General features: G+C 71.7%; 21 protein-coding genes. 11 read left to right on the top strand and 10 right to left on the bottom strand.

The features are described from left to right. The first annotated feature begins 92 nt into the window (after positions 1-92). Genes C8E84_RS13160 through nagA form a run of 3 tightly spaced genes read left to right on the top strand, consistent with a single transcriptional unit; the run spans position 93 to position 4,152 of the window. Positions 93-2,219, top strand: coding sequence for a glucose PTS transporter subunit IIA (locus C8E84_RS13160; protein ID WP_159902821.1), 2,127 nt, complete (start codon positions 93-95; stop codon positions 2,217-2,219). 1 nt (position 2,220) lies between these two features. Continuing rightward, complete coding sequence (gene nagB / locus C8E84_RS13155) at positions 2,221-3,006, top strand: glucosamine-6-phosphate deaminase (RefSeq protein WP_159904871.1); 786 nt, start codon at positions 2,221-2,223, stop codon at positions 3,004-3,006. 3 nt (positions 3,007-3,009) lie between these two features. Then, positions 3,010-4,152 (top strand): N-acetylglucosamine-6-phosphate deacetylase, encoded by a 1,143-nt coding sequence (gene nagA / locus C8E84_RS13150; protein ID WP_159902819.1) that lies wholly within the window; start codon positions 3,010-3,012, stop codon positions 4,150-4,152. Positions 4,153-4,196: 44 nt separating this feature from the next. Here nagA and C8E84_RS13145 read toward each other — a convergent pair whose 3' ends face one another. From C8E84_RS13145 to fgd, 8 genes are all read right to left on the bottom strand, one after another. Further along, complete coding sequence (locus tag C8E84_RS13145) at positions 4,197-5,741, bottom strand: ATP-dependent DNA ligase (protein WP_159902817.1); 1,545 nt, start codon at positions 5,739-5,741, stop codon at positions 4,197-4,199. Positions 5,742-5,779: 38 nt separating this feature from the next. Further along, entirely contained in the window at positions 5,780-6,454 is a 675-nt protein-coding gene (locus C8E84_RS13140) for a DUF1989 domain-containing protein (RefSeq protein WP_159902815.1), read from the bottom strand. Then, positions 6,451-7,188 carry a guanitoxin biosynthesis heme-dependent pre-guanitoxin N-hydroxylase GntA gene (gene gntA, locus C8E84_RS13135; RefSeq protein WP_159902813.1) on the bottom strand — a complete coding sequence of 246 codons (738 nt, stop codon included), beginning with the start codon at positions 7,186-7,188 and terminating at the stop codon, positions 6,451-6,453. The genes C8E84_RS13140 and gntA overlap by 4 nt, the downstream gene beginning before the upstream one ends. 112 nt (positions 7,189-7,300) lie before the next feature. Then, positions 7,301-9,016: an HNH endonuclease signature motif containing protein gene (locus tag C8E84_RS13130; protein WP_159902811.1), complete on the bottom strand. Its 1,716-nt coding sequence runs from the start codon at positions 9,014-9,016 to the stop codon at positions 7,301-7,303. A gap of 54 nt (positions 9,017-9,070) precedes the next feature. Beyond that, entirely contained in the window at positions 9,071-9,844 is a 774-nt protein-coding gene (locus C8E84_RS13125; protein ID WP_159902809.1) for an enoyl-CoA hydratase-related protein, read from the bottom strand. 22 nt (positions 9,845-9,866) lie between these two features. Continuing rightward, positions 9,867-11,000, bottom strand: coding sequence for a CaiB/BaiF CoA transferase family protein (locus tag C8E84_RS13120; RefSeq protein ID WP_159902807.1), 1,134 nt, complete (start codon positions 10,998-11,000; stop codon positions 9,867-9,869). After that, positions 10,997-11,938, bottom strand: coding sequence for a dihydropteroate synthase (folP, locus tag C8E84_RS13115; RefSeq protein ID WP_246196930.1), 942 nt, complete (start codon positions 11,936-11,938; stop codon positions 10,997-10,999). Before folP ends, C8E84_RS13120 begins: the two co-directional genes overlap by 4 nt. Beyond that, on the bottom strand, positions 11,935-12,972 hold the full coding sequence (gene fgd, locus C8E84_RS13110; RefSeq protein ID WP_159902805.1) for a glucose-6-phosphate dehydrogenase (coenzyme-F420): 1,038 nt from the start codon (positions 12,970-12,972) through the stop codon (positions 11,935-11,937). The genes folP and fgd overlap by 4 nt, the downstream gene beginning before the upstream one ends. 90 nt (positions 12,973-13,062) lie before the next feature. Between fgd and C8E84_RS13105 the strand changes: the two genes are divergently transcribed. The 4 genes from C8E84_RS13105 to C8E84_RS13090 all read left to right on the top strand — a co-directional run bounded on the left by C8E84_RS13105 (position 13,063) and on the right by C8E84_RS13090 (position 16,687). Beyond that, positions 13,063-14,157 carry a Glu/Leu/Phe/Val family dehydrogenase gene (locus tag C8E84_RS13105; RefSeq protein WP_159902803.1) on the top strand — a complete coding sequence of 365 codons (1,095 nt, stop codon included), beginning with the start codon at positions 13,063-13,065 and terminating at the stop codon, positions 14,155-14,157. Positions 14,158-14,322: 165 nt separating this feature from the next. After that, positions 14,323-14,517: a DUF3073 domain-containing protein gene (locus C8E84_RS13100; protein WP_159902801.1), complete on the top strand. Its 195-nt coding sequence runs from the start codon at positions 14,323-14,325 to the stop codon at positions 14,515-14,517. Positions 14,518-14,637: 120 nt separating this feature from the next. Beyond that, on the top strand, positions 14,638-16,134 hold the full coding sequence (locus C8E84_RS13095) for a purine-cytosine permease family protein (protein ID WP_159902799.1): 1,497 nt from the start codon (positions 14,638-14,640) through the stop codon (positions 16,132-16,134). Next, positions 16,127-16,687: a cysteine hydrolase family protein gene (locus C8E84_RS13090; RefSeq protein WP_159902797.1), complete on the top strand. Its 561-nt coding sequence runs from the start codon at positions 16,127-16,129 to the stop codon at positions 16,685-16,687. The genes C8E84_RS13095 and C8E84_RS13090 overlap by 8 nt, the downstream gene beginning before the upstream one ends. On the opposite strand, the gene C8E84_RS13085 is transcribed toward C8E84_RS13090, so the two are convergent. Continuing rightward, the gene (locus C8E84_RS13085; protein ID WP_159902795.1) at positions 16,677-17,069 is read right to left on the bottom strand and encodes a hypothetical protein; all 393 of its coding nucleotides are present in this window, start codon (positions 17,067-17,069) and stop codon (positions 16,677-16,679) included. The genes C8E84_RS13090 and C8E84_RS13085 overlap by 11 nt on opposite strands. Positions 17,070-17,281: 212 nt before the next feature. Further along, the gene (gene purM / locus C8E84_RS13080; protein WP_159902793.1) at positions 17,282-18,415 is read right to left on the bottom strand and encodes a phosphoribosylformylglycinamidine cyclo-ligase; all 1,134 of its coding nucleotides are present in this window, start codon (positions 18,413-18,415) and stop codon (positions 17,282-17,284) included. Between the two features lie 70 nt (positions 18,416-18,485). On the opposite strand from purM, the gene C8E84_RS13075 reads away from it, so the two are divergent. Genes C8E84_RS13075 through C8E84_RS13060 form a run of 4 tightly spaced genes read left to right on the top strand, consistent with a single transcriptional unit; the run spans position 18,486 to position 20,352 of the window. After that, positions 18,486-18,959: a hypothetical protein gene (locus tag C8E84_RS13075; protein WP_159902791.1), complete on the top strand. Its 474-nt coding sequence runs from the start codon at positions 18,486-18,488 to the stop codon at positions 18,957-18,959. Continuing rightward, positions 18,956-19,285, top strand: coding sequence for a DUF5615 family PIN-like protein (locus C8E84_RS13070; RefSeq protein WP_159902789.1), 330 nt, complete (start codon positions 18,956-18,958; stop codon positions 19,283-19,285). The genes C8E84_RS13075 and C8E84_RS13070 overlap by 4 nt, the downstream gene beginning before the upstream one ends. Positions 19,286-19,330: 45 nt before the next feature. Further along, complete coding sequence (locus C8E84_RS13065; RefSeq protein ID WP_159902787.1) at positions 19,331-19,675, top strand: PadR family transcriptional regulator; 345 nt, start codon at positions 19,331-19,333, stop codon at positions 19,673-19,675. Next, entirely contained in the window at positions 19,672-20,352 is a 681-nt protein-coding gene (locus tag C8E84_RS13060) for an HAAS signaling domain-containing protein (RefSeq protein WP_159902785.1), read from the top strand. Before C8E84_RS13065 ends, C8E84_RS13060 begins: the two co-directional genes overlap by 4 nt.

Raw genomic sequence — 20,352 nt, 5'->3', positions numbered from 1 at the left:
CGAGAAAAGTTCAGCACCCTCTCTTGACGACTCGATTGGTCTATGCCAATCTGAACTTGGTCTAAACCAATCCACGCCATTCGGAGGGCGCGATGAGCACGGTCGTCGACACCAACCCGCCGCTGGAGAAGCCAGCGGAGAAGCAGGGGCTGCGCATCCCCGGCTTCGCACAGCTCCAGCGGCTCGGCAAGAGCCTGATGCTTCCCATCGCCCTGCTGCCCGCGGCCGGCATCCTGCTGCGTCTGGGCCAGGAAGACCTGCTCGGTCAGTACGACTGGCCGGTGCTCGGCCCGTTCTTCGACGCCATGAGCGCTGCGGGTGGCGCGATCTTCGCCAACCTCCCCCTGCTCTTCGCCGTCGGTGTGGCCATCGGCTTCGCCCGCAAGGCCGACGGCTCGACCGCCCTGTCGGCCGTCGCCGGCTACCTCGTCATCTCCGAGGTCTTCAAGGCGATGTCCCCGGTGGTGCTCGAGGGTGAGACCACCCCCGGCGGCGACCAGGCGATGATCAACTACAGCGTCTTCGCCGGCATCCTCGTCGGCCTCGTGACCGCCTACCTGTTCGACCGGTTCCACACGATCCAGCTGCCGCCCTACCTTGGCTTCTTCGGCGGCCGCCGCTTCGTGCCGATCGTCGTGTCGTTCGCGTCGCTGTTCATGGGCTTCGCCCTCAGCTACTTCTATCCGATCTTCACCGCGGGCCTGACCGGTCTCGCCGAGTTCATCGCCGGGGCTGGCGCGTTCGGCGCCTTCGTCTACGGCTTCGTCAACCGCATGCTCATCCCCCTCGGCCTGCACCACATCGTCAACACCTACATCTGGTTCCTCTACGGCGACTACACCGTCGGCACCGAGGTCTACACCGGTGAGCTCACCCGCTTCGCCCAGGGCGACCCCGAGGCCGGCCGCCTCACCTCCGGCTTCTACCCGATCCTCATGTTCGGCCTGCCGGCCGCCGCGCTGGCGATGATCCACGCCGCGAACAAGAACCAGAAGAAGGTCGCCATCGGCATCCTGTCGGCCGCGGGCCTGACCGCCTTCCTCACCGGCATCACCGAGCCGCTCGAGTTCGCCTTCATGTTCGTCGCGTTCCCGCTGTACGTCCTGCACGCGGTGCTCACCGGCCTGTCCCTGGCCATCGCCTACCTGCTCGACATCCACCTCGGCTTCTCGTTCTCCGCCGGCCTGATCGACCTGCTGCTCTACGGCACGGCACCCGCAGCCAAGAACATCCCGCTGCTCATCGTCATGGGCCTGGTCTTCTTCGTCATCTACTACGTGGTCTTCCGCTTCGCGATCACCAAGTGGAACCTCATGACCCCCGGCCGCGACCCCAAGGGCGCCACCGACGACGACCTCGAGGCCGCCGCTGCCGCGTCCACCGGCACCGGCACCGGAGCGGGCACCGACCGCGCCCAGCAGCTCATCACCGCCTTCGGTGGGGCCGACAACCTCAAGAACGTCGACGCCTGCATCACCCGCCTGCGCATCGAGGTCGGCGACAAGTCCCTCGTCGACCAGGGCGCCCTGAAGGCCCTCGGCGCCGCCGGCGTCATCGAGGTCGGCAACAACGTCCAGGCCATCTTCGGCACCCAGGCCGACGGCCTCAAGGAGGAGATCCGGGCGGCCCTCGCCGGTGGCTCCGTCGCGGCATCCACCGCAACCCCCGCCACGGCATCCGCCTCACCCACGGCCCCGACGGCACCCGCCGCGGCCGCTGCGGTCACCGCCCCCGGAGCCCGCGTCGCCGTGCTCTCGCCGATCGCCGGCACCGTGGTCGACCTCGCGGACGTTCCCGACGCCACCTTCGCCAAGGGTCTGGTCGGCCCCGGCCTGGCCATCGACCCGCCCCGCGAGGTCGTCGACGCCGTGGCGCCCATCGCGGGCACCATCGTCAAGCTGTGGCCGCACGCCTACGCCATCCAGTCGCCCGAGGGCGTCGGGGTGCTCGTGCACCTGGGCATCGACACCGTGCAGCTCGACGGCGCAGGTTTCGACCTGCTCGCCGCCCAGGGCGACACGGTCGAGCTCGGCCAGCCGATCCTGCGCTACGACGTGGCCGCGGTCGAGGCCGCCGGCCGCAACCCGGTCGTGCCCGTGATCGTCCTCGAGCGCAAGGCCCACGACGTCACCCTGCGGGGCCTCGAGGCCGGCGACCAGGTCCGCGACCTCGAGCTGCTCCTCACGGCATCCGCCACCAAGACCAAGGTCGGTGGCTGACATGGAGGTCGTCATCCTCGACGACGCACGCGACCTCGCGTCGGTCGCCGCGGACGCCATCACGGCCCTGCTCGCCAGGAAGCCGGATGCCGTGCTCGGACTTGCCACCGGATCGTCACCGCTCGCCGTCTACGACGAGCTGACGGCGCGCCACGGGCGCGGCGAGGTGAGCTTCGCGCAGGCCCGCGCCTTCACGCTCGACGAGTACGTCGGCCTCCCGGCCGGGCACCCCGAGCGCTACCGCACGGTGATCGACCGCGACTTCGTCACCCGGGTCGACTTCGCCCCGGATGCCGTCCGGGGCCCGGACGGGCTCGCCGACGACATCCCGGCGTCGTGCGCCGCGTACGAGCAGGCCATCGCGGATGCCGGTGGGGTCGACCTGCAGATCTTGGGCATCGGCTCGGTCGGGCACATCGCCTTCAACGAGCCGGGGTCCTCGTTCGCCTCCCGGACGCGGATCAAGACGTTGACCCGCCAGACCCGGCTGGACAACGCGCGCTTCTTCGACGGCGACGTCGACCAGGTGCCGACCCACTGCCTCACCCAGGGGCTCGGCACGATCATGGCGGCCCGGCACGTCGTGCTGCTGGCGACCGGTGCGTCGAAGGCCGAGGCGGTGCACCAGCTCGTCGAGGGTCCGGTCAGTGCCCTGTGGCCGGCGACGATCCTCCAGCACCACCCGCACGCGACCGTGCTGCTCGACCCGGCGGCTGCCGGTCGGCTGCAGCTCGCGGGCTACTACCGCGAGACCTTCGCGGGCAAACCCACCTGGCAAGGAATCTGACCGATGCTCCTCACCGCTGCCACCGTGCTCACCGGGGAGCACTCCCACTCCCCCGGCTGGGTCGAGGTCGACCACGGCGTCATCTCGGCTGTCGGATCCGGCGTCCCTCCGCGACCGGCCGATGCCGACCTGGGTGATGTCGTGCTCACCCCCGGCTTCGTCGACATGCACGTGCACGGTGGCGGCGGTGGGGCCTACTTCGAGGCGACCGACGAGGCGATCACGGCATCCGTGACGCTGCACCGCAGCTTCGGGACCACGTCGACGATCGCGTCCCTCGTCTCCGACCACCACGACGTGCTCATCGCTCAGGTGCGCGCGCTTGCCGACCACGTCGAGTCGGGTGAGCTGCTCGGCATCCACCTCGAAGGCCCGTGGCTGTCACCGCACCGCTGCGGAGCCCACGAACCGAGCGCCCTGCGCGACCCCGACCCGGCCGAGGTGGCGGCACTGCTCGAGGCCGGACGGGGCACGATCCGGATGGTCACCCTGGCGCCCGAACTGCCCGGCGCGACCGAGGCCATCCGCCGCATCGTGGACGGTGGGGCGGTGGCCGCCATCGGGCACACCGAGGCGACCTACGAGCAGGCCCGGGCCGCGATCGATGCGGGGGCCACGGTCGCCACCCACCTGTTCAACGCGATGCGCCCCGTGCACCACCGCGAACCCGGCCCGGTCGTCGCGGCCCTCGAGGACCCCCGGGTCACGGTTGAGCTCGTGACCGACGGGGTGCACCTGCACCCTGCACTGCACCGCCTGGTCACCGCCGACGTCGGCCCCGACCGGGTGGCCCTGGTGACCGACGCCATGGCCGCCGCCGGCGTGCAGGACGGTTCCTACCGTCTGGGGTCCCTGGCCGTCGACGTCGTCGACCAGGTGGCGCGCGTGGCTGGCACGGACACGATCGCCGGCAGCACCGCGACCATGCAGCGCCTCGTGGCGCAGACGGTCAACCACGGCGGGCCGGACCGTGCCGAGGCGCTGCGCACCACCATCCGCCAGGTCACGCTGAACCCGTTGCGCGCCCTCGGCCTGCCGGCGCCGGGCCTGTCCCCCGGCGCACGGGCCGACCTCGTCGTGCTCTCCCCTGATCTGGAGGTCGTGAAGGTGATGCACGCCGGCTCGTGGGTCGCCCAGCCGGGGTGAGCTCACCGGCGTCGCGGCGATGCCCACACCACACCGGGCACGGGTCAGAGCAGGCCCCGCACGGTGTCGATGGTGTCGGCGTCGGCGGCGGTCTTGTCGTCGCGGTAGCGCAGCACCCTCGCGAACCGCAGCGCCACGCCGCCCGGGTAGCGGCTGGAGCGTTGCACCCCGTCGATGGCGATCTCGACGACCTGCTCCGGCTTCACCGGAACCACCCACCCGTCGGTGCCGTCGACGGCGAGCTCGGTGAAGCGCTTGGTCTGCCACGCCAGCACCTCGTCGGTCATGCCCTTGAACGTCTTGCCCACCATCGTGAACCCACCGGTCGCCGGGTCGCGTGCCCCGAGGTGGATGTTCGACAGGCTGCCCACCCGCCGCCCTGACCCCCACTCGACCGCGAGCACCACGAGGTCGAGCGTGTGCACCGGCTTGACCTTGATCCACCCGCTGCCGCGTCGCCCGGCGGCATACGGGCTGTCGGCGTCCTTGACGACGACACCTTCGTGCCCGGCGGCCACGAGGTCGGCGAAGAACTGCTCCGCGGCGGCGCGGTCGTCGGTCAGCAGCCGTGGGACCAGCAGGTGCGGCGCGAGGTCGAGCAGCACCTCGTGACGCACCCGGGCGCTCTCGTCGAGCAGGTCGCGACCACCCACGTGGAGGACGTCGAAGAGGAACGTCGTGAGCGGCATCCGCGCCTGCAGACCGGCGAGGTCTGCCGAACTGGCCGTTCGCGCCCCGGTGACCTGGAAGGGCTCGGGCCTGCCGTCGCCCCGCAGCACGATGGCCTCGCCATCGACGACGAGGTCGCCACCCGGCAGCGCCGCGACGGCCTCGACGACCTCCGGCACGCGGTCGGTGATCTCGTCGAGGCTGCGCGTGTAGACGCTCACCTCGCCGCCGCGGCGGTGCACCTGGACCCGGATGCCGTCGAGCTTGCCGTCGACGATCAGGCCGCCACCGCCCATGCTCTCGGCCGCTTCGCCGGTGGTCTTGGCGGATGCCGCGAGCATCGGTCGCACGGGACGCCCGACGACGAGCGCGACCTCCTCCAGGGCACGGTGCCCTCCGGTCGCCGCGAGGGTCGCGACCTCGGCGGCGGTGCCGGCGAGCATGGCGGCGCGGCGGACCGTGGCGGCCGGGATGGCGTAGGCGGTGGAGATGGCGGCGAGCACCACCCCGTCGAGCGCTCCCTGACGCAGGTTGCCGGTCATCAGGTCGCGCAGGAACTGCTGCTCGGCGCTGGTGGCGCGGCTCATCAGGGTGCGCAGTTCACTGCGGCGGGATGCCGTGGAGCCGGTTCCGTGGGCGCTCGCCAGGCGCTCGAACGCGGCATCGACCTCGAGCACCGTGAGCGTCGGGGTCTGCGCCGCCTCGGGGAGGTCACGCAGGGACCGGAACCCCACGCCGAGGCGGCGCTGGGGCAGCACGCCCGACAGGTGCGACACGACCGTCCCCACCTCCTCCGGCGTGCACCGGGTCAGCAGGTCGGCCAGGGCCTGGGTCTTGGCCGTGCGCGAGTGCGTGGCGGCCACCGCTCGGGAGGCCTCCACGACGTCAGCGAGCATGACCTCGGGGCGCGACTCGTCCATCCGGCCATCCTGCCTCGCACCACCGACACCGGGCGGAGTCAGTGCTCGGCGCGTTCGACCAGCCAGTCGATGGGCGTGCACGTGCCGTTGTTGGACTTCTCGGCCGAACACGCGGTCACCCCGACGACCACCGGCATCCGCGCCTCGATCGTGAAGCGGTCGCCCGGGTGGGTGGGCGGGGGATCGATGTGCAGCTCACCGCGGGCGTCGGTCCACACGTCCATGAAGACGTTGAGCGTCGACCCGATCGTGTCCGGGTCGACGCCGAAGGGTGTCAGGGCTCCGCACAGGTTGGCGAAGCACGACGGGTGGGGGGCACCCCCGAACTCCGGGTAGAGCAGGTCGAACGTGGCCTGGCTGCACGGGGTGAGGGTCAGGTCGTGCACGCCCACGGTGTCGTCGACGACGTCGGCCATGACCCGGCTGCGGTTGGACCACAGCTGCGACCCGGTCGAGACGTAGATCGAGTTCCCGAAGTCGGTCGTGCGGCCGGCTGAGAACACCTCGGCAGGGTCACCGGCTGCCACGAGGTAGAGGTCGCTGACCTGCTCACCCAGGGGGTCGAGCACGGTGAGCCGATCGCCCGGCTCGAGCTCGACGGCGACGCCGGTCTGCGGGGCGATCCGTGACCAGCCCGGCGCAGAGCCGGAAGCGGTTCCGGCGTAGGTCGGGGCAGCCGCATTGCGCGGGAAGCGGGTACGTGCCGGGTTCACTGCGGCGTCTCCGTTGCATCGTCTTCAACCGTTGCGTGGAAGGGCGCCGACCACCGGTCAGGAACGGCGCGCCCTGCGTACTGGCGAGCCTCGGACTCCTCGCCGTGGTCGCGCACCATGGGGTTGAGGGACCCCTGGAGGTTGGTGTCGCGGCGTCGAATGGTGTCGCGCATCCGGTCGAATCGACCGTCGGCTCTCAGCCGCTCGAACTGCTCGTGGAGGTTGAACACCAGGGTCGGCAAGGGGGTGCGACGCGCGACGCGTGAGCTGTTGGGATGCAGCCCGACCACGAAGAACGCCGTGCCGGACAGGCTGAACGCGAAGTGCGGGCTGTCGGGGTCGGCGGCGACACCGTCAGCCCACGGCTCGTCGTCCTGGTCGTGCAGGTGTTGAAGCGCACCCCAGAGCAGGTCCTCGAACTCGCGCTCGTCCTTCGGAACTGGTTCACGGAAGCAGGCGACGAACGACACGAGGTCTCCCTCGACGTCGACCTCGTCGACGTAGCGGGCGAGGGCCGCAGCCAGGAGGTCGAGGCTGCCTCCGCCGCTGGTGTCGGAGAGGTCGTCGAGGACGACGAGGGTCGCAGCATCGCGCCGGAACACCGACCGAGCGCCGAGGCAGGGGTACTCGGGGTGGGCCACCATCTCCTCGACAGCCTCGATGATGTCGCGTGCTGGGCCGTCGCCAAGGTCTTCGGCGCGCTCCTCGAGCAGGTCCCTGAGGCGCTCGCTCATCGGACGGCGGCAGAACGGGCGGGCACGGCGACTCCTTAGTGTGGGACCTTCACCGTGACACAGGCCAGACGGGCGTCGGGCTTTAGCACCCGACGGATTGATGAGCGCAAGGTCACGCGGCGGTGTCGCACAGGTCGGGCGGGCGGGTGATGTGGGTGCGCCCTGAGGGGGTGGTCCACGTGCAGACCCCCTCTGGTGTCATCGTCACACCCCAGCCGGCGTGGTGCTTGAAGCCGTGGTGCGCGGGGCAGAGCGCCTGCAGATTCGCCTCCTCGGTCTGCCCTGCCGGAAAGGCCACGACGTGGTCGAGGTGGCACCGCCGGGCCTGGACCGAGCACCCCGGGAAGCGGCAGTGCCCGTCGCGCGCTCGCACCTTCGCCGCGAGAGCGGCATGCGGACGATAGGTGCGCCGCTGCGGGAGCCCCCCATCCGCCGACCCCGGGGTGCCGTCGATGATCCGCACCCCCGTGTCGGGATCGTTGAGCAAGGCGGCCACCCGGTCGGGCAGCAGTGCACCCACTCCCGGCGTCTGGACCAGCCCCGGGACGAACCACACCGGCGCACCGGTCAGGTCGGTGACCCGCGGCGGCGGACCGGGATCCGCCGGTGACGGTGGTGGCGGGCGGTGCGACAGGAAGGGGTTGGCCTCCGTCTCGAGCCAGGCCCCCACGGATCGGCCGTGGGCGCGCTCCAGCGCCCCCGCGTCGAGGGTGTGGCGCGTGACCGAGCCCAACACCAGGTCGATCACGACCGCGTCAGCACCCTGAACACGCCCGTCACCACCCTGCGGACGCCCGTCGCCAGCCAGTGGATGCTCGTCACCGCACTGCGGACGCATCGCAGCCTCAGCAGCAGCACGCTCTGCGACCCGGTCGACGAACGACGGCGGCACGGCGCTCGCGACCGGGACCACGAGCTCGACGATCGTCTGCACGGTGGCGTTGCCCAGCACCAGATCAGCCAACGCATCAACCTGGGCCTGCTCCACCGTTCGTCTGACCCCTCGCGCAGCAGCCTTCATCGACGGCGCACCCACACCATCAGCAGCCAGGTACTCCTGGGCCAGGGCGTCGATCGCCGCGAACATGCGCCGAGACACCTCGTCAGGCAGATCCGCCGTCCACCGCATCACGCCCGGCACCTGCGACGCACCCACCCGCAGACACCAACGCCTCGGCGCCCTGGCCTGGCCTCGTGCGACCGACTCGGCGTCAGCCCGCGCCGCCGCCGACCGCGCCCGCTCGACCAGACGCGGCTTCGGCAAGGCCGCCACGTCGCCGGCGAACAACCGCGCCTCGAACTCCACCAGGTGCTTGGCGTCGACATCAGCGGCAGCCGCCACCACGGCATCCACCCGCCACGGCTCCAGGTCGCCCGCCAACGCCAGCCCCAGCGTCGTGGGCAGCTCCATCAACCAGCGCGCCCGGTTCAACCGCGTGCGCATCGTGCGGGGGCTGATCCGCAGCTCAGGAGCCAACATCGACGCCGCGACCTGCTCGGGCTCCGGCAGCGCGATCGCGCCGCGATCCCCGCGCCACACCCCACCAGCGGCCTCGACCTCCGCACGCTGCGCGTCGCGCGCGCTCATCAGGTCGGCCGCGTGATGCTCCTGCGCGTCGAGCACGTGATCAGCGAACCGGTCGACAGCCACCGCCTGCATTGCGGCCGCCCAGGACGACACCCGCTGGGTGGCCAGGACCACCGCCTCGGCGGCGTCAACGCCCAGCCCGGACACGGCATCCGCACTCATCGTGGACAGCCAGACCGCAAGCTCACCCGGCGGCGACTGCCGCACCTGAGTGACGCTCGGGAACCGGTCGATGTCCATGCACTGACACTACGGACGACCACCGACAGGCCGTCTGACCTGCGCAAACACCGATCAGGCGCCGGTGAACTCCGCGGGACGCTTGGCGAGGAAGGCGGCGACCCCCTCGCGGTAGTCGGCGGTGTGGCTGAGCGCGGCCTGCCCGACCTCCTCGCGCGCCAGGGCGCCTTCGACGTCGACGGATGCCGCGTTGACCGCCATCTTCACCTCCGCCAACGCGGTGGTCGCCCCCACCGAGAGGGCCGCCAGCAGCTCGTCACAACGCGCCGAGAACGACTCGGCGGGAACGCATTCCGCGACCAGACCCCACTCGGCGGCCGTGGCCGCGGGCAGCTTCTCGCCCGTCATGGCCAGCCGCATCGCCCGCGCCCGTCCGATCGACGCAGCCACGAGGGCCGTCGCCCCACCGTCGGGCATGAGCCCGATCCGGGTGAAGGCCAGGACGAAAGATGCCGCGTCACTTGCCACGACGTAGTCGCACGCGAGCGCCATCGGCACCCCGATACCCGCGGCCACCCCGCCCACGAGGGCCACGACCGGCGTGCGCGAGCCGAGCACCGCGCGAACCAGTTCGGCGCCGGCATCCAACACGCCCATGTTCGCCCCGTCGGCCGACAGCGGGGCCCCCGAACAGAACCCCCGGCCGGCGCCGGTGAGGGCGATGACGCGCACCGCAGGGTCGGCATCGAAGGCGCGCACGGCATCCGATACCGCCGCGCACATCTGTGGGTCGACGGCGTTGAGGCGCTCGGGAGCGTTGAGGGTGATCCGGCCGATGGCGCCGGTGGTCTCGACGAGGACGGTGCTGACGCTCTGCGAAGGGCTCATCCCGCCATCCAACCCCACGGGGTCAGGCCTGCACCACGGCCCCGGACGTGATGAGCGCCTCCACCTCGTCGGCAGCGAAGCCGTGGGCGAGAAGGTAGGAGCGGGTGTCCGCACCCGGCACGGGCTCGAAGCCAGGTGCTCGCAGCGGCGTGTCCGAGAGCCGCGGGCCGGGTCGCGGCACGGGGTGGCCGTTCACGTCGGCGACGAAGGAGCCACGACCGACGGCGTGCGGGTGCGTCGGGGCCTCGCGCAGGGACAGCACCGGAGCGACGCAGGCGTCGGTGCCCTCGAAGTGCTCCGCCCACTCGTCGCGCGAGCGCGTGAGGAAGGCCGCGGCGAAGGCTGCCCGCTGGGCCTCCCAGGTGTCCGGGTCGTACTGCTCGCCGGGCAGGTCGATGCCGAGCCCCGTCACGAGCTCGGCCCAGAACTCGGGCTCGAGCGCGCCGACCGCGACGAACTTCCCGTCAGCGCACTCGTACACGGCGTAGAAGGGAGCCCCACCGTCGAGGAGGTTGGCCTCACGCTGGTCGCGCCAGGCACCTGCCCCGAGGAGTCCGTGGACCATGGTCAGCAGGTGCGCAGCGCCGTCGACCATGGCGGCGTCGACGACCTGGCCGCGACCGGTCGTGCCGCGGGCGATCAGGGCGGCGAGCACCCCGACGACGAGGTACATCGAACCGCCGGCGAAGTCGCCGATGACGGGCACGGGGGTGACCGGGCGAGCCGCCGGGCCGAGCGCGTGCAGCGTGCCCGACACCGCGGCATACGTGATGTCGTGCCCCGCGCGCTGCGCCCATGGCCCGGTCTGCCCCCAGCCGGTCATCCGCGCGTGGACCAGCCGCGGGTTGCGGGCCAGGCACTCGTCGGGCCCGAGTCCCAGCCGCTCCGCCACCCCGGGCCGGAAGCCCTCGACGAGCACGTCGGCCCCGTCGACGAGCCGTTTGACGACGTCGCTGCCGGCCGAGGACTTGAGGTCCACCGCGATGCTCGGCCGGGACCGCCGCAGCCCCGCGGCCAGGGCGAGGGGGTTGCGCTCACCCGGGCGGTCGATCCGCACGACGTCGGCGCCCAGTTCGGCCAGCATGAGACCCGCGAACGGGGTCGGGCCTATGCCTCCGAGCTCGATGACCCGGATGCCGTCCAGCGGCCCCGTCACGCGGGCACGCCGCGCACGTTGACGGCGGCGGGTCGATCGCCGCGGATCGACGCGACCATGTCGACGACCCGGCGGGTGGCCCGCACGTCGTGGGCCCGGAACACCGTCGCGCCGAGCCAGGCGGCCACCGCGGTGGCGGCCAGGGTGCCCTCGAGCCGGTCATCAGCCGGCAGGTCGAGCGTCTCGCCGACGAAGTCCTTGCGCGAGAGCGCCTGCAGCACGGGGAAACCGAGCGCCACGACGGCCTCGGTGTGCCGCAGCAGCGTCAGCGAGTGCGCGGTCGTCTTGCCGAAGTCGAGCGTGGGGTCGACGAGCACGCGCTCGGCGGGCACCCCGGCATCCACCGCCCGCGCGGCGCCGTCGCGCAGCGTCCGCAGGGCATCGGCGACGACACCGAGCGGCTCGGGCGGGTAGGTGACCGCGACGGGGTCGGTGCGCGGCGGCAGCCCGCCGGTGTGCGACACGACGTAGCCGGCACCGATCTGGGCTGCGACGTGCACGAGGTCGCGGTCGTGGCCCGCCCAGGTGTCGTTGACGAGGTCGATGCCGGCCTCCTGCGCCGCCTCCCGTGCGACCTCGGCGCGCCAGGTGTCGAGGCTGAGGACGAGGTCCGGATGCCGGTCGCGCGCCTTCGCGAGGAACGGCACCACCCGCTCGACCTCCTCGCGGGGGGTCACCACCGGCCCTTCCTGCCCGGCCCGGACGCCGCCGACGTCGACGATGTCGGCTCCCCGGGCCACGGCCTCGTCGAGGGCGTCCAGCGCCGAGTCGAGATCGGCGTGCCGGCTGCCCGACCAGAAGGAGTCGGGAGTGCGGTTGACGATGGCCATCACGGCCGGGTGACCCGCGTCGAAGGTGCGGCCGCGCAGCCGCAGCACAGCCGGTGCAGCCGGCACCCGTGCGGGGACGTGCCCACTCACCGCGATGTCGTCGCTCACCGGGCTGCCGGCACCAGTTCGCGCACCCCGGGCAGCACCTGCTCGGCGAAGGTGGACAGGAACCGCTCCTGGTCGTGCCCGGGCCCGTGGACGACGAGGTGGTTGAAGCCGAGGTCGGTGTACATCCGCAGCGCCTCGACGACGTCCTCGGGGCGGGAGGCGACGACCCAGCGCCTGGCGACCTGCTCGATGGGCAGCTCGTCGGCCGCGCGCTCCATCTCGGCGGGGCTGTGGATCGAGTGCTTCTGCTCGGCACTGAGTGACAGCGGGGCCCAGAACCGCGTGTTCGCGAGGGCCTGCTCGGGGTCGGGGTCCCAGCTGACCTTGATCTCGATCATCCGGTCGATGTCACCGAGGTCGCGCCCGGCCTTGCCCAGGCCCTCGTCCACGGCCGGCACGAGCTGGTCGGCGTAGAGCTCGCGCCCCTTGCCCGAGGTGCAGATGAACCCCTGCGCGACCCGCCCCGCGTACCGGGCGACCATCGGCCCCCCGGCGGCGACGTACACCGGAACGGGAGCGTCCGGGCGGTCGTAGATCGCGGCATCCACGGTTCGGTAGTAGTCGCCCTCGAACGTGACGCTGTCCTTCGTCCACAGCTCACGCATGAGCCGCACCGACTCGCGCAGGCGACCGAAGCGCTCCTTGAACTCGGGCCACTGCCCGTCGGCGACCGACCCGACCGCCACCTCGTTGAGGGCCTCCCCCGTGCCCACCCCGAGCATGACCCGCCCGGGCGCCAAGCACGCCATCGTCGCGAAGGTCTGCGCCAGCACCGCCGGGTTGTAGCGGAAGGTCGGGGTGAGCACCGAGGTCCCCACGAGGACGCGCTCGGTGCGCGCGAGGACCCACGGCATCCATGCCAGGGAGTTCGGCGCGTGGCCGCCCTCGAGGCGCCACGGCTGGAAGTGGTCGGAGATCGTCACCGAGTCCAGGCCGAGCTCCTCGGCGCGCACGGCATACCCCGCCAGCTCGCGCGGGGCGAACTGCTCCGCTGACGCCTTGTACCCGACCCGCAGACCGCGTGGCTCGCTCATGGGGCCATCCTGCACCAGCCCCCCGACCCCACCGAAAGGTTCACCAGCGATAGCGTGGGTGACGCACCGACCCGAGCACGAGGAGTGCCCATGGCCACCGAACTCATCACCCTCGCCGGGCACGAGCAGGTCGTGTTCTGCACCGACCCCGACACCGGCCTGCGAGCGATCATCGCCCTGCACGACACCGCCCTGGGGCCGGGGCTCGGCGGCACCCGCTTCCACCCCTACGCCTCGATGGACCAGGCCCTCGCCGACGTGCTGCGCCTGTCGCGCGCGATGACGAGCAAGAACGCCGTCGCCGGGCTCGACCACGGCGGTGGCAAGGGCGTCATCCTCGGTGATCCGAACCGCGACAAGACCCCCGAGCTGCTGCGCGCCTACGGGCGGTTCGTGGAGTCCCTCGGCGGTCGCTACGTCACGGCCTGCGACGTGGGCACGTACGTGGCCGACATGGACGTCGTCGGTGAGTCGACCCGGTGGGCCACGGGGCGTTCGCCGGAGCGCGGTGGCGCCGGTGACTCCTCCGTGCTCACCGCCTACGGCGTCTTCCAGGGGATGCGGGCGGCAGCGCAGCACGTCTGGGGTGAGCCGACGCTCGCCGGGCGCCGGGTCGGCATCGCCGGGGTCGGCAAGGTCGGGCGGCGCCTCACCGACCAGCTGCTCGAGGACGGTGCACAGGTCGTCGTCACCGACGTGAACCCGGATGCCGTCCGCGACCTCGTCGCGCGGCACCCCAGCGTTTGCGCCCTGAACGACGTCGACGACCTGGTGCGCGAGGAGCTCGACGTCTACAGCCCCAACGCCCTCGGCGGCGCGCTCGACGAGGTGACCGTCGACCTTCTGAGGGCACGGATCGTCTGCGGAGGCGCCAACAACCAGCTGGTCAGCGAGGGGCACGGGGGCACGGCGGAGCGCCTGCGGGAGCGCGGCATCACCTACGCCCCCGACTTCCTCGTCAATGCGGGTGGCGTGATCCAGGTCAGCGACGAGCTGCACGGCTTCGACATGGAGCGGGCCCGCCGGCGCACGGCCACGATCTTCGACCACACCCTCGAGGTGCTGCGCAGCGCGGATGCCGAGGACGTCACCCCCGCGGTCGCCGCCGATCGCCTCGCCGAGCGCCGGATCGCCGCCGGGGGCCCGCGCCCCTGGCTGCCGGCGGGGGAACATCGCGACACCTGAGGCCGTTGTTCGGGACGACGTCGCCGGACCTGCTCCACTCATGTACCGTTGGCGCCACGACATACACACCATTCCCGGGACCGCTCCGCGACATGGGATGACCCCGAACGTCGGGGCCGTCCCATGTGTGGTGCCGCCCCGGCATACGCACGAGGGGGTCACGCCATGGGGCGCGGCCGAGCCAAAGCCAAGCAGACGAAGGTCGCTCGCGAGCTGAAGTACTTCAGCCCCGACACCGACCTCTCCGCGCTTGAGCGCGAACTTCACGGTGTTTCCCAGACGGGCGGCGGTCGCACCTCGACCGACGACCGCGAGGAGGACGACGACGACTACGGGTCGTGGTCTCCGGGCCGGCGTTGACGCCACCCTGACCGCGCCACCTCGTGCGGCCCGCACCCTGCGTGCGGGCCGTCGTTGACCCCTACCTCAGCCGGGTGTCGGGGTCGCTGATCGGCGTGCCCGCGGGCCTATGCTCGCCCCATGACTGACACCACCGTCGCCGCCACGCAGCGGCTGGGGATCGAGACCACGGGCATCGAGATCATCGACGAGTCCGAGCGAACGGCCCAGCCCAAAGACCTGTTCTGGCCGTGGTTCGCGGCCAACGTGTCGGTCTTCGGCATCTCCTACGCGGCGTTCGTGCTCGGGTTCGGCATCTCGTTCTGGCAGGCCACCCTGGTCACGGTGCTCGGCATCGTCACCTCGTTCGTGCTGTGCGGCATCGTCGCGATCGCCGGCAAGCGCGGTTCGGCCCCGACGATGATCCTGTCTCGCGCCGCCTTCGGGGTGACCGGGCAGAAGGTGCCGGGCGTCATCTCGTGGCTGGTGTCGATCGGCTGGGAGACCTTCCTGGCGATCATGGCCGTGCTCGCCACCGCGACCGTGTTCGAGCAGCTCGGTTGGGGCGGTGGCACGGGGACGAAGGTCGTGGCAGCCGTCGTCGTCGCGGCCATCATCGTGCTCGCGTCGGTCGCCGGCTACCACATCATCATGCGGATGCAGTCGGTGCTCACCTGGGTCACCGGCGCCGTGACGATCCTCTTCGTCATCATCGCCGCCCGCGAGATCGACTGGTCAGCCGTCGCCGCGCTGCCGTCCGGCCCGACGCAGTCGGTCATCGGCGCGTTCGTCATGCTCATGACGGGCTTCGGCCTGGGCTGGATCAACATCTCAGCGGACTGGTCGCGCTACCAGCACCGGTCGGCCTCCGGTGGCGCCATCGTCTTCTGGAACACCCTCGGCGGTGCCTTGGCTCCCGTCCTGCTCGTGACCTTCGGGCTGATGCTCTCGGCGTCCAACGAGGAGGTGCTGGCCGGCATCCCGAGCGACCCGATCGGCACCCTCGCGACGATCCTGCCGACGTGGTTCCTCGTTCCGTTCCTCGTCGCGGTGATCATGTCGCTGATCTCCGGCGCCGTCCTCGGCATCTACTCCTCGGGGCTGACGCTGCTCTCGCTCGGGGTGCGCATCCCGCGGCCGGCCGCGGCCCTGGTCGACGGCATCATCCTCACCCTGGGCACGTTCTTCGTCGTCTTCGTGGCGCAGGACTTCCTCGGGCCGTTCCAGAGCTTCCTCATCACCCTCGGGGTGCCGCTCGCGTCGTGGGCAGGGATCATGATCGCCGACATCGCCCTGCGCAAGCGCGACTACGACGACGACGCCCTGTTCGACGTGCGCGGTCGCTACGGCTCGTGGGACTGGGTCTCGATCGCGACGATGGGGGTCGCGTCGGTGATCGGCTGGGGCCTGGTCGTCAACAACTTCGCCCAGGATGCCGCGTGGAACAACTGGCAGGGCTACCTCCTGGAGCCGCTTCGCCTCGGCACGTACGTCGACGACCCGGCCGGTGGGTACTGGGAAGGTGCCTGGCCGTACGCCAACCTCGGGGTGCTGCTCGCCCTGGTCCTGTCGTTCGCGGTGACCTACGTGGCGCGCCGGGCAAAGGTGGAGCAGCAGGAAGCTCTCGTCGATGGCTGACGCGCACGCCCCGAGGGGCTCGGACGGCGCGGGCGGCGACTGGCTCGTCATCGTCGACCCCCAGGTCATCTTCGCCGACCCGCAGAACTCACCGTGGGGGTCGGCGATGTGGGCTGGGACGGTCGATCACATCGCGAGGCTCGCCGCGGCATCCACCCCGTCGCGCACCATCATCACGCGCTTCGTGGCCGACCCGTCGCTCGGCGGCTCGTGGAGGCCGTACTACGAGGAGTGGCCGTTCGCGCTCGTGCCGGGTGACGACCCGCTGTACGCCGTCGTGCCGGAACTGGCCGACGTTGCCGGCCACGTGGTCACGGCGGGCACGTTCGGCAAATGGCCGGTGCTGCGCGACCTCGTCGGCGAGGGCGCCCGGCTGACCCTGACGGGGGTGTCGACCGACTGCTGCGTGCTCTCGACTGCGTTGCCTGCGGCGGATGCCGGGGCCACGGTTCACATCGCGGCCGCCGGGTGCGCGGGGTCGAGCGAGGAGAACCACCAGCGTGCGCTGGACGCCATGTCGCTCTACGGGCCGCAGATCACCATCATCGACTAAGCACGACCAGGGCGGTTCCGGCCACGACGCCCAGGGCGGCTGCCAGCACGCCGGCAATGCGGGCCCCCAGCCACGTCGCCCGGACGGCAACGGCCGCCGCTGCGAAGCCCAGGCACCAGGCGACGAGCAGGCCGGGCAACACGGTTGCAGTGAACTCCGACACCTGTTGGGCGAACGTCCCGGGTGTTCCCCTGTGGGTGAGCACACCGAAGGGAGATCGTCCAGAGCCCACTCGGGCCACGACGAGCGTGAGCACGGTGGCGGTGGCGACCGCCAGGGCACCGCGGGCCCAGCCCATGACGATGTCCGCCCGACCGGCATCCGCGATCTGACGGCGGCTGGTGGGCGCGGTGGGGCGCGCGGCCTCGGACTGCGGGTGCACAGCTGCGGATGTGGGGTGCCAAGCGGCGGATGTCGCGGGGCCAGCGGCGGACATCGGTCGACTCACCGCGGAGGTCGAGGGCGCGGCGGGGTTCCGATCGGCTGTGGGCACACCATGACCCTGACCCCGTCAGGCCCGGGCTGTCATGAGCCCGGGTACTCACCCACCCCAACTTCGTGTGTGGGGGTGGCTGCAGTGCAAGAAGTCGCGGGTCAGGCGGAGGTGGGGTGGGAGCCGACGACCTGGACCGAGCCGCCGTCGACACCCTTGGCGCCGCTGACGACCTCGATGCCGTCCTCGATGGGGGCGGTGGCGGCCTCGTGCACCTCGCCCATCGCCCAGGTCCGGATGCCGCGTGCTTCGAGGAGAGCTGTGGCGGCGTCGACCGAGTCGGCCGGGACCATGGCCACGAAGCCGACCCCCTGGTTGAGGGTGCGCTCGAGGTCGGCCTGCGGCACCGAGCCGAGCCGGCCGACGGTGGAGAAGATCGCCGGCGGGGTCCAGGTGGCGCGGTCGACCCGGGCGTGCAGGTGGTCGGGCAGGACGCGCGCGAGGTTGGCCCCGAGCCCGCCCCCGGTGACGTGCGAGAGGGCGTGCACGTCGACGCCGTCCGCCCGGATGAGGGCCAGCAGGTCGGCGGAGTAGACGCGGGTCGGCTCGAGGAGCTCTTCGCCGAGGGTGCGCCCGAACTCATCGACGTGCCGGTCCAGGGCCCAGCCCGCGTGGGCGATGACCCGGCGCACGAGGGAGTAGCCGTTGGAGTGCAGGCCGCTGCTGGCCAGGCCGAGGACAACGTCACCGGGGGCGACCCGCTGCGGGCCGAGGACGTCGGCGTGCTCGACGACACCGGTGGCGGCACCCGCCACGTCGTACTCGTCGACGCCGAGCAGTCCGGGGTGCTCAGCGGTCTCGCCGCCGACCAGGGCGACGCCGGCCTGCTCGCACGCGCGGGCGATGCCCGACACGATGGCCGCGATGCGCTCGGGCACGACCTTGCCGCAGGCGATGTAGTCGGTCATGAACAGCGGCTCGGCCCCGCACACGACGATGTCGTCGACGACCATGCCGACGAGGTCGAAACCGATGGTGTCGTGCCGGTCCAGCGCCTGCGCGATGGCGACCTTGGTGCCGACGCCGTCGGTGCTCGTGGCGAGCACGGGGCGGGCCATCCGGGCGATCGCGCTGGCGTCGAACATGCCGGCGAATCCCCCGAGGCCCCCGAGCACCTCGGGGCGGGTGGCCCGGCGCACACTGGCCTTCATCAGCTCGACGGCCTTGTCACCGGCCTCGACGTCGACGCCAGCCCCGGCGTACGTGATGGAGGTCTGCTCACGGGGGTCGCTCACGACGTGAAGCCTACTGGCGGCGGGCACTCTCAGCGGGACGGGTGGTCTGCCACCACGCGCATGCACTACGATGCGCTACGTCGCACTGCGCTGCACTGCACGACGCCACCGGTGGGAGATCGTCATGGGCACGAGCACGTCATTCCGTCTCAGCGACAGCGCCCGCAACGCATTGGCCGAGTACGCCGCGCGCAGCGGTGCCTCCGTCACCTCAGCGCTCGAACAGCTCATCCTGGAAGCCACCCGTGCGGCGGAGTACCCGGGGATCGTCTACCGGGGCCCCACGGGCAGCCGTCGAGCAGCCATCGCGGGCGGGCCGGATGTCTGGGAGGTGGTGGCCCGCGTACAGGAGGTCTCGGGGCCGCTGCGCGCCCGAGTCGAGCAGGTGCACGCCGAAAGCGGTCTGGCACCCTCGCTCATCGAGCTCGCGATCGAGTTCGCCGCTGCCCACACCGACGAGGTCACCGATCTCATCGCCCGCCACGAGGCAGCGATCGCCCGATCCCAGGACCTCGTGGCGGCCCGAGACGCGCTGCACGCGTGATCACGGTCCTGATCGACGAGATGCTCCCGGCCAAGGCTGCGGCCCTCGCCCGCGAGGAGCACGGACTACAGACCTACCACGTCAGCGAACTCGGACTCGCCCACACCGACGACGCGGCGATCGCGCAGTTCGCGCGAGTTCGATCGTGGGCCGTGCTGACCGAGAACGTCGCCGACTTCGCCGGTGAGCGCGGGTTCGTCCTCGTCTTCACCCTTCGCCGCACCCTGCCCCCGGGTGGCGCCATGGCCGCAGGGCTCGCTGATCGCCTTGCCCGCTGGGTCGCTGCCAACCCGGAGCCGTTCCCCGGACAGCACTGGCTTCGCTGACGCCACGACCCTCATTTCGCATCGCGGGGTGCTACCTTGTGACGCATGGAACCCGGCGACAGCGTCATCTTGACGCACCTGCGTCGCGGCGCTCTCGAGCACGTCATCCTCGCGATGCTCGACGGCGAAGCGCTCTACGGGCTCGACATCGCCCGTCGGCTCGGCGCCGATGACGTGCTGCTCTCCGGCGAGGGGACGCTGTACCCCCTGCTGGCCCGCCTCCGGAAGCAGGGCCTGGTCGAGACGACGTGGGCGGAGTCGACCGCGGGTCCACCTCGCCGCTACTACTCGCTGACCGACGACGGCCACACCGCTCTCGCCGCGTTCCGCCGGACCTGGACGACGTTTCGCGACGCCGTCGACGCCGCACTCGAAGGGGGACACCCATGAGCAGCACCCACCCGCAGGTCGAGGCCTACCTCGACGACCTCGCGCGCATGCTGGCCGACATCGACCCTGGTGAGCGCGACGACATCCTCGCGTCCGTTCGAGAGCACCTCGACGCCGAGATCGCTGCTGGCCATGGGTCGGATGCCGTGGTGAACGCGACGCTGTTGCGTCTCGGCCCGCCGGAGCAGGTCGCAGCCGCGGCCCGCACCAACGCCAACTCCACCACCAGTTCCACCACCCCGGGGCTCATTCGCGTGGCGAGCCTGGCCACCGCGCTGGCGACGCTGCCAGGGCTCCTGCTCGTGCTCTGGGTCAAGGTCACCGGTCTGCGGCAGGCGGGCGTCACCCCTCTCGAACCCGGCTGGCCCGAGGAGGTGAGCCTCTTCGCCCTCAACGGAGTCGAAGCGCTCTACCTCATGCTTCTCTGCGCGCCCGTCTGGCTGGTCGGGCTGGGGTGCGCCGTCGCCAGCGAAGGCCTCCAGCGCCGCACCCGCCAGCGCCTCATCTGGGCAGGGCCGACCGGCTTCTTCGCTGGGCTGGTGACGCTGCAACCGGAGGGCCCGTCCATCGTCGGAGCCTTTGCCCTGCTGGTGCTGGTCGTTGCCGTCGCCGCAGTCGGCCTCGCCTGTCGAGCCGCGTGGCGCGAAGCCGAGAACCCCGTGGCCCTCGAGCCCTGA

Source organism: Ornithinibacter aureus (assembly GCF_009858245.1).
In the GTDB taxonomy this organism is placed as follows: Bacteria; Actinomycetota; Actinomycetes; order Actinomycetales; family Dermatophilaceae; genus Fodinibacter; species Fodinibacter aureus.
Note: the sequence above shows the minus strand (reverse complement) of the source record. Positions and strands in the feature narration are given on the sequence as shown.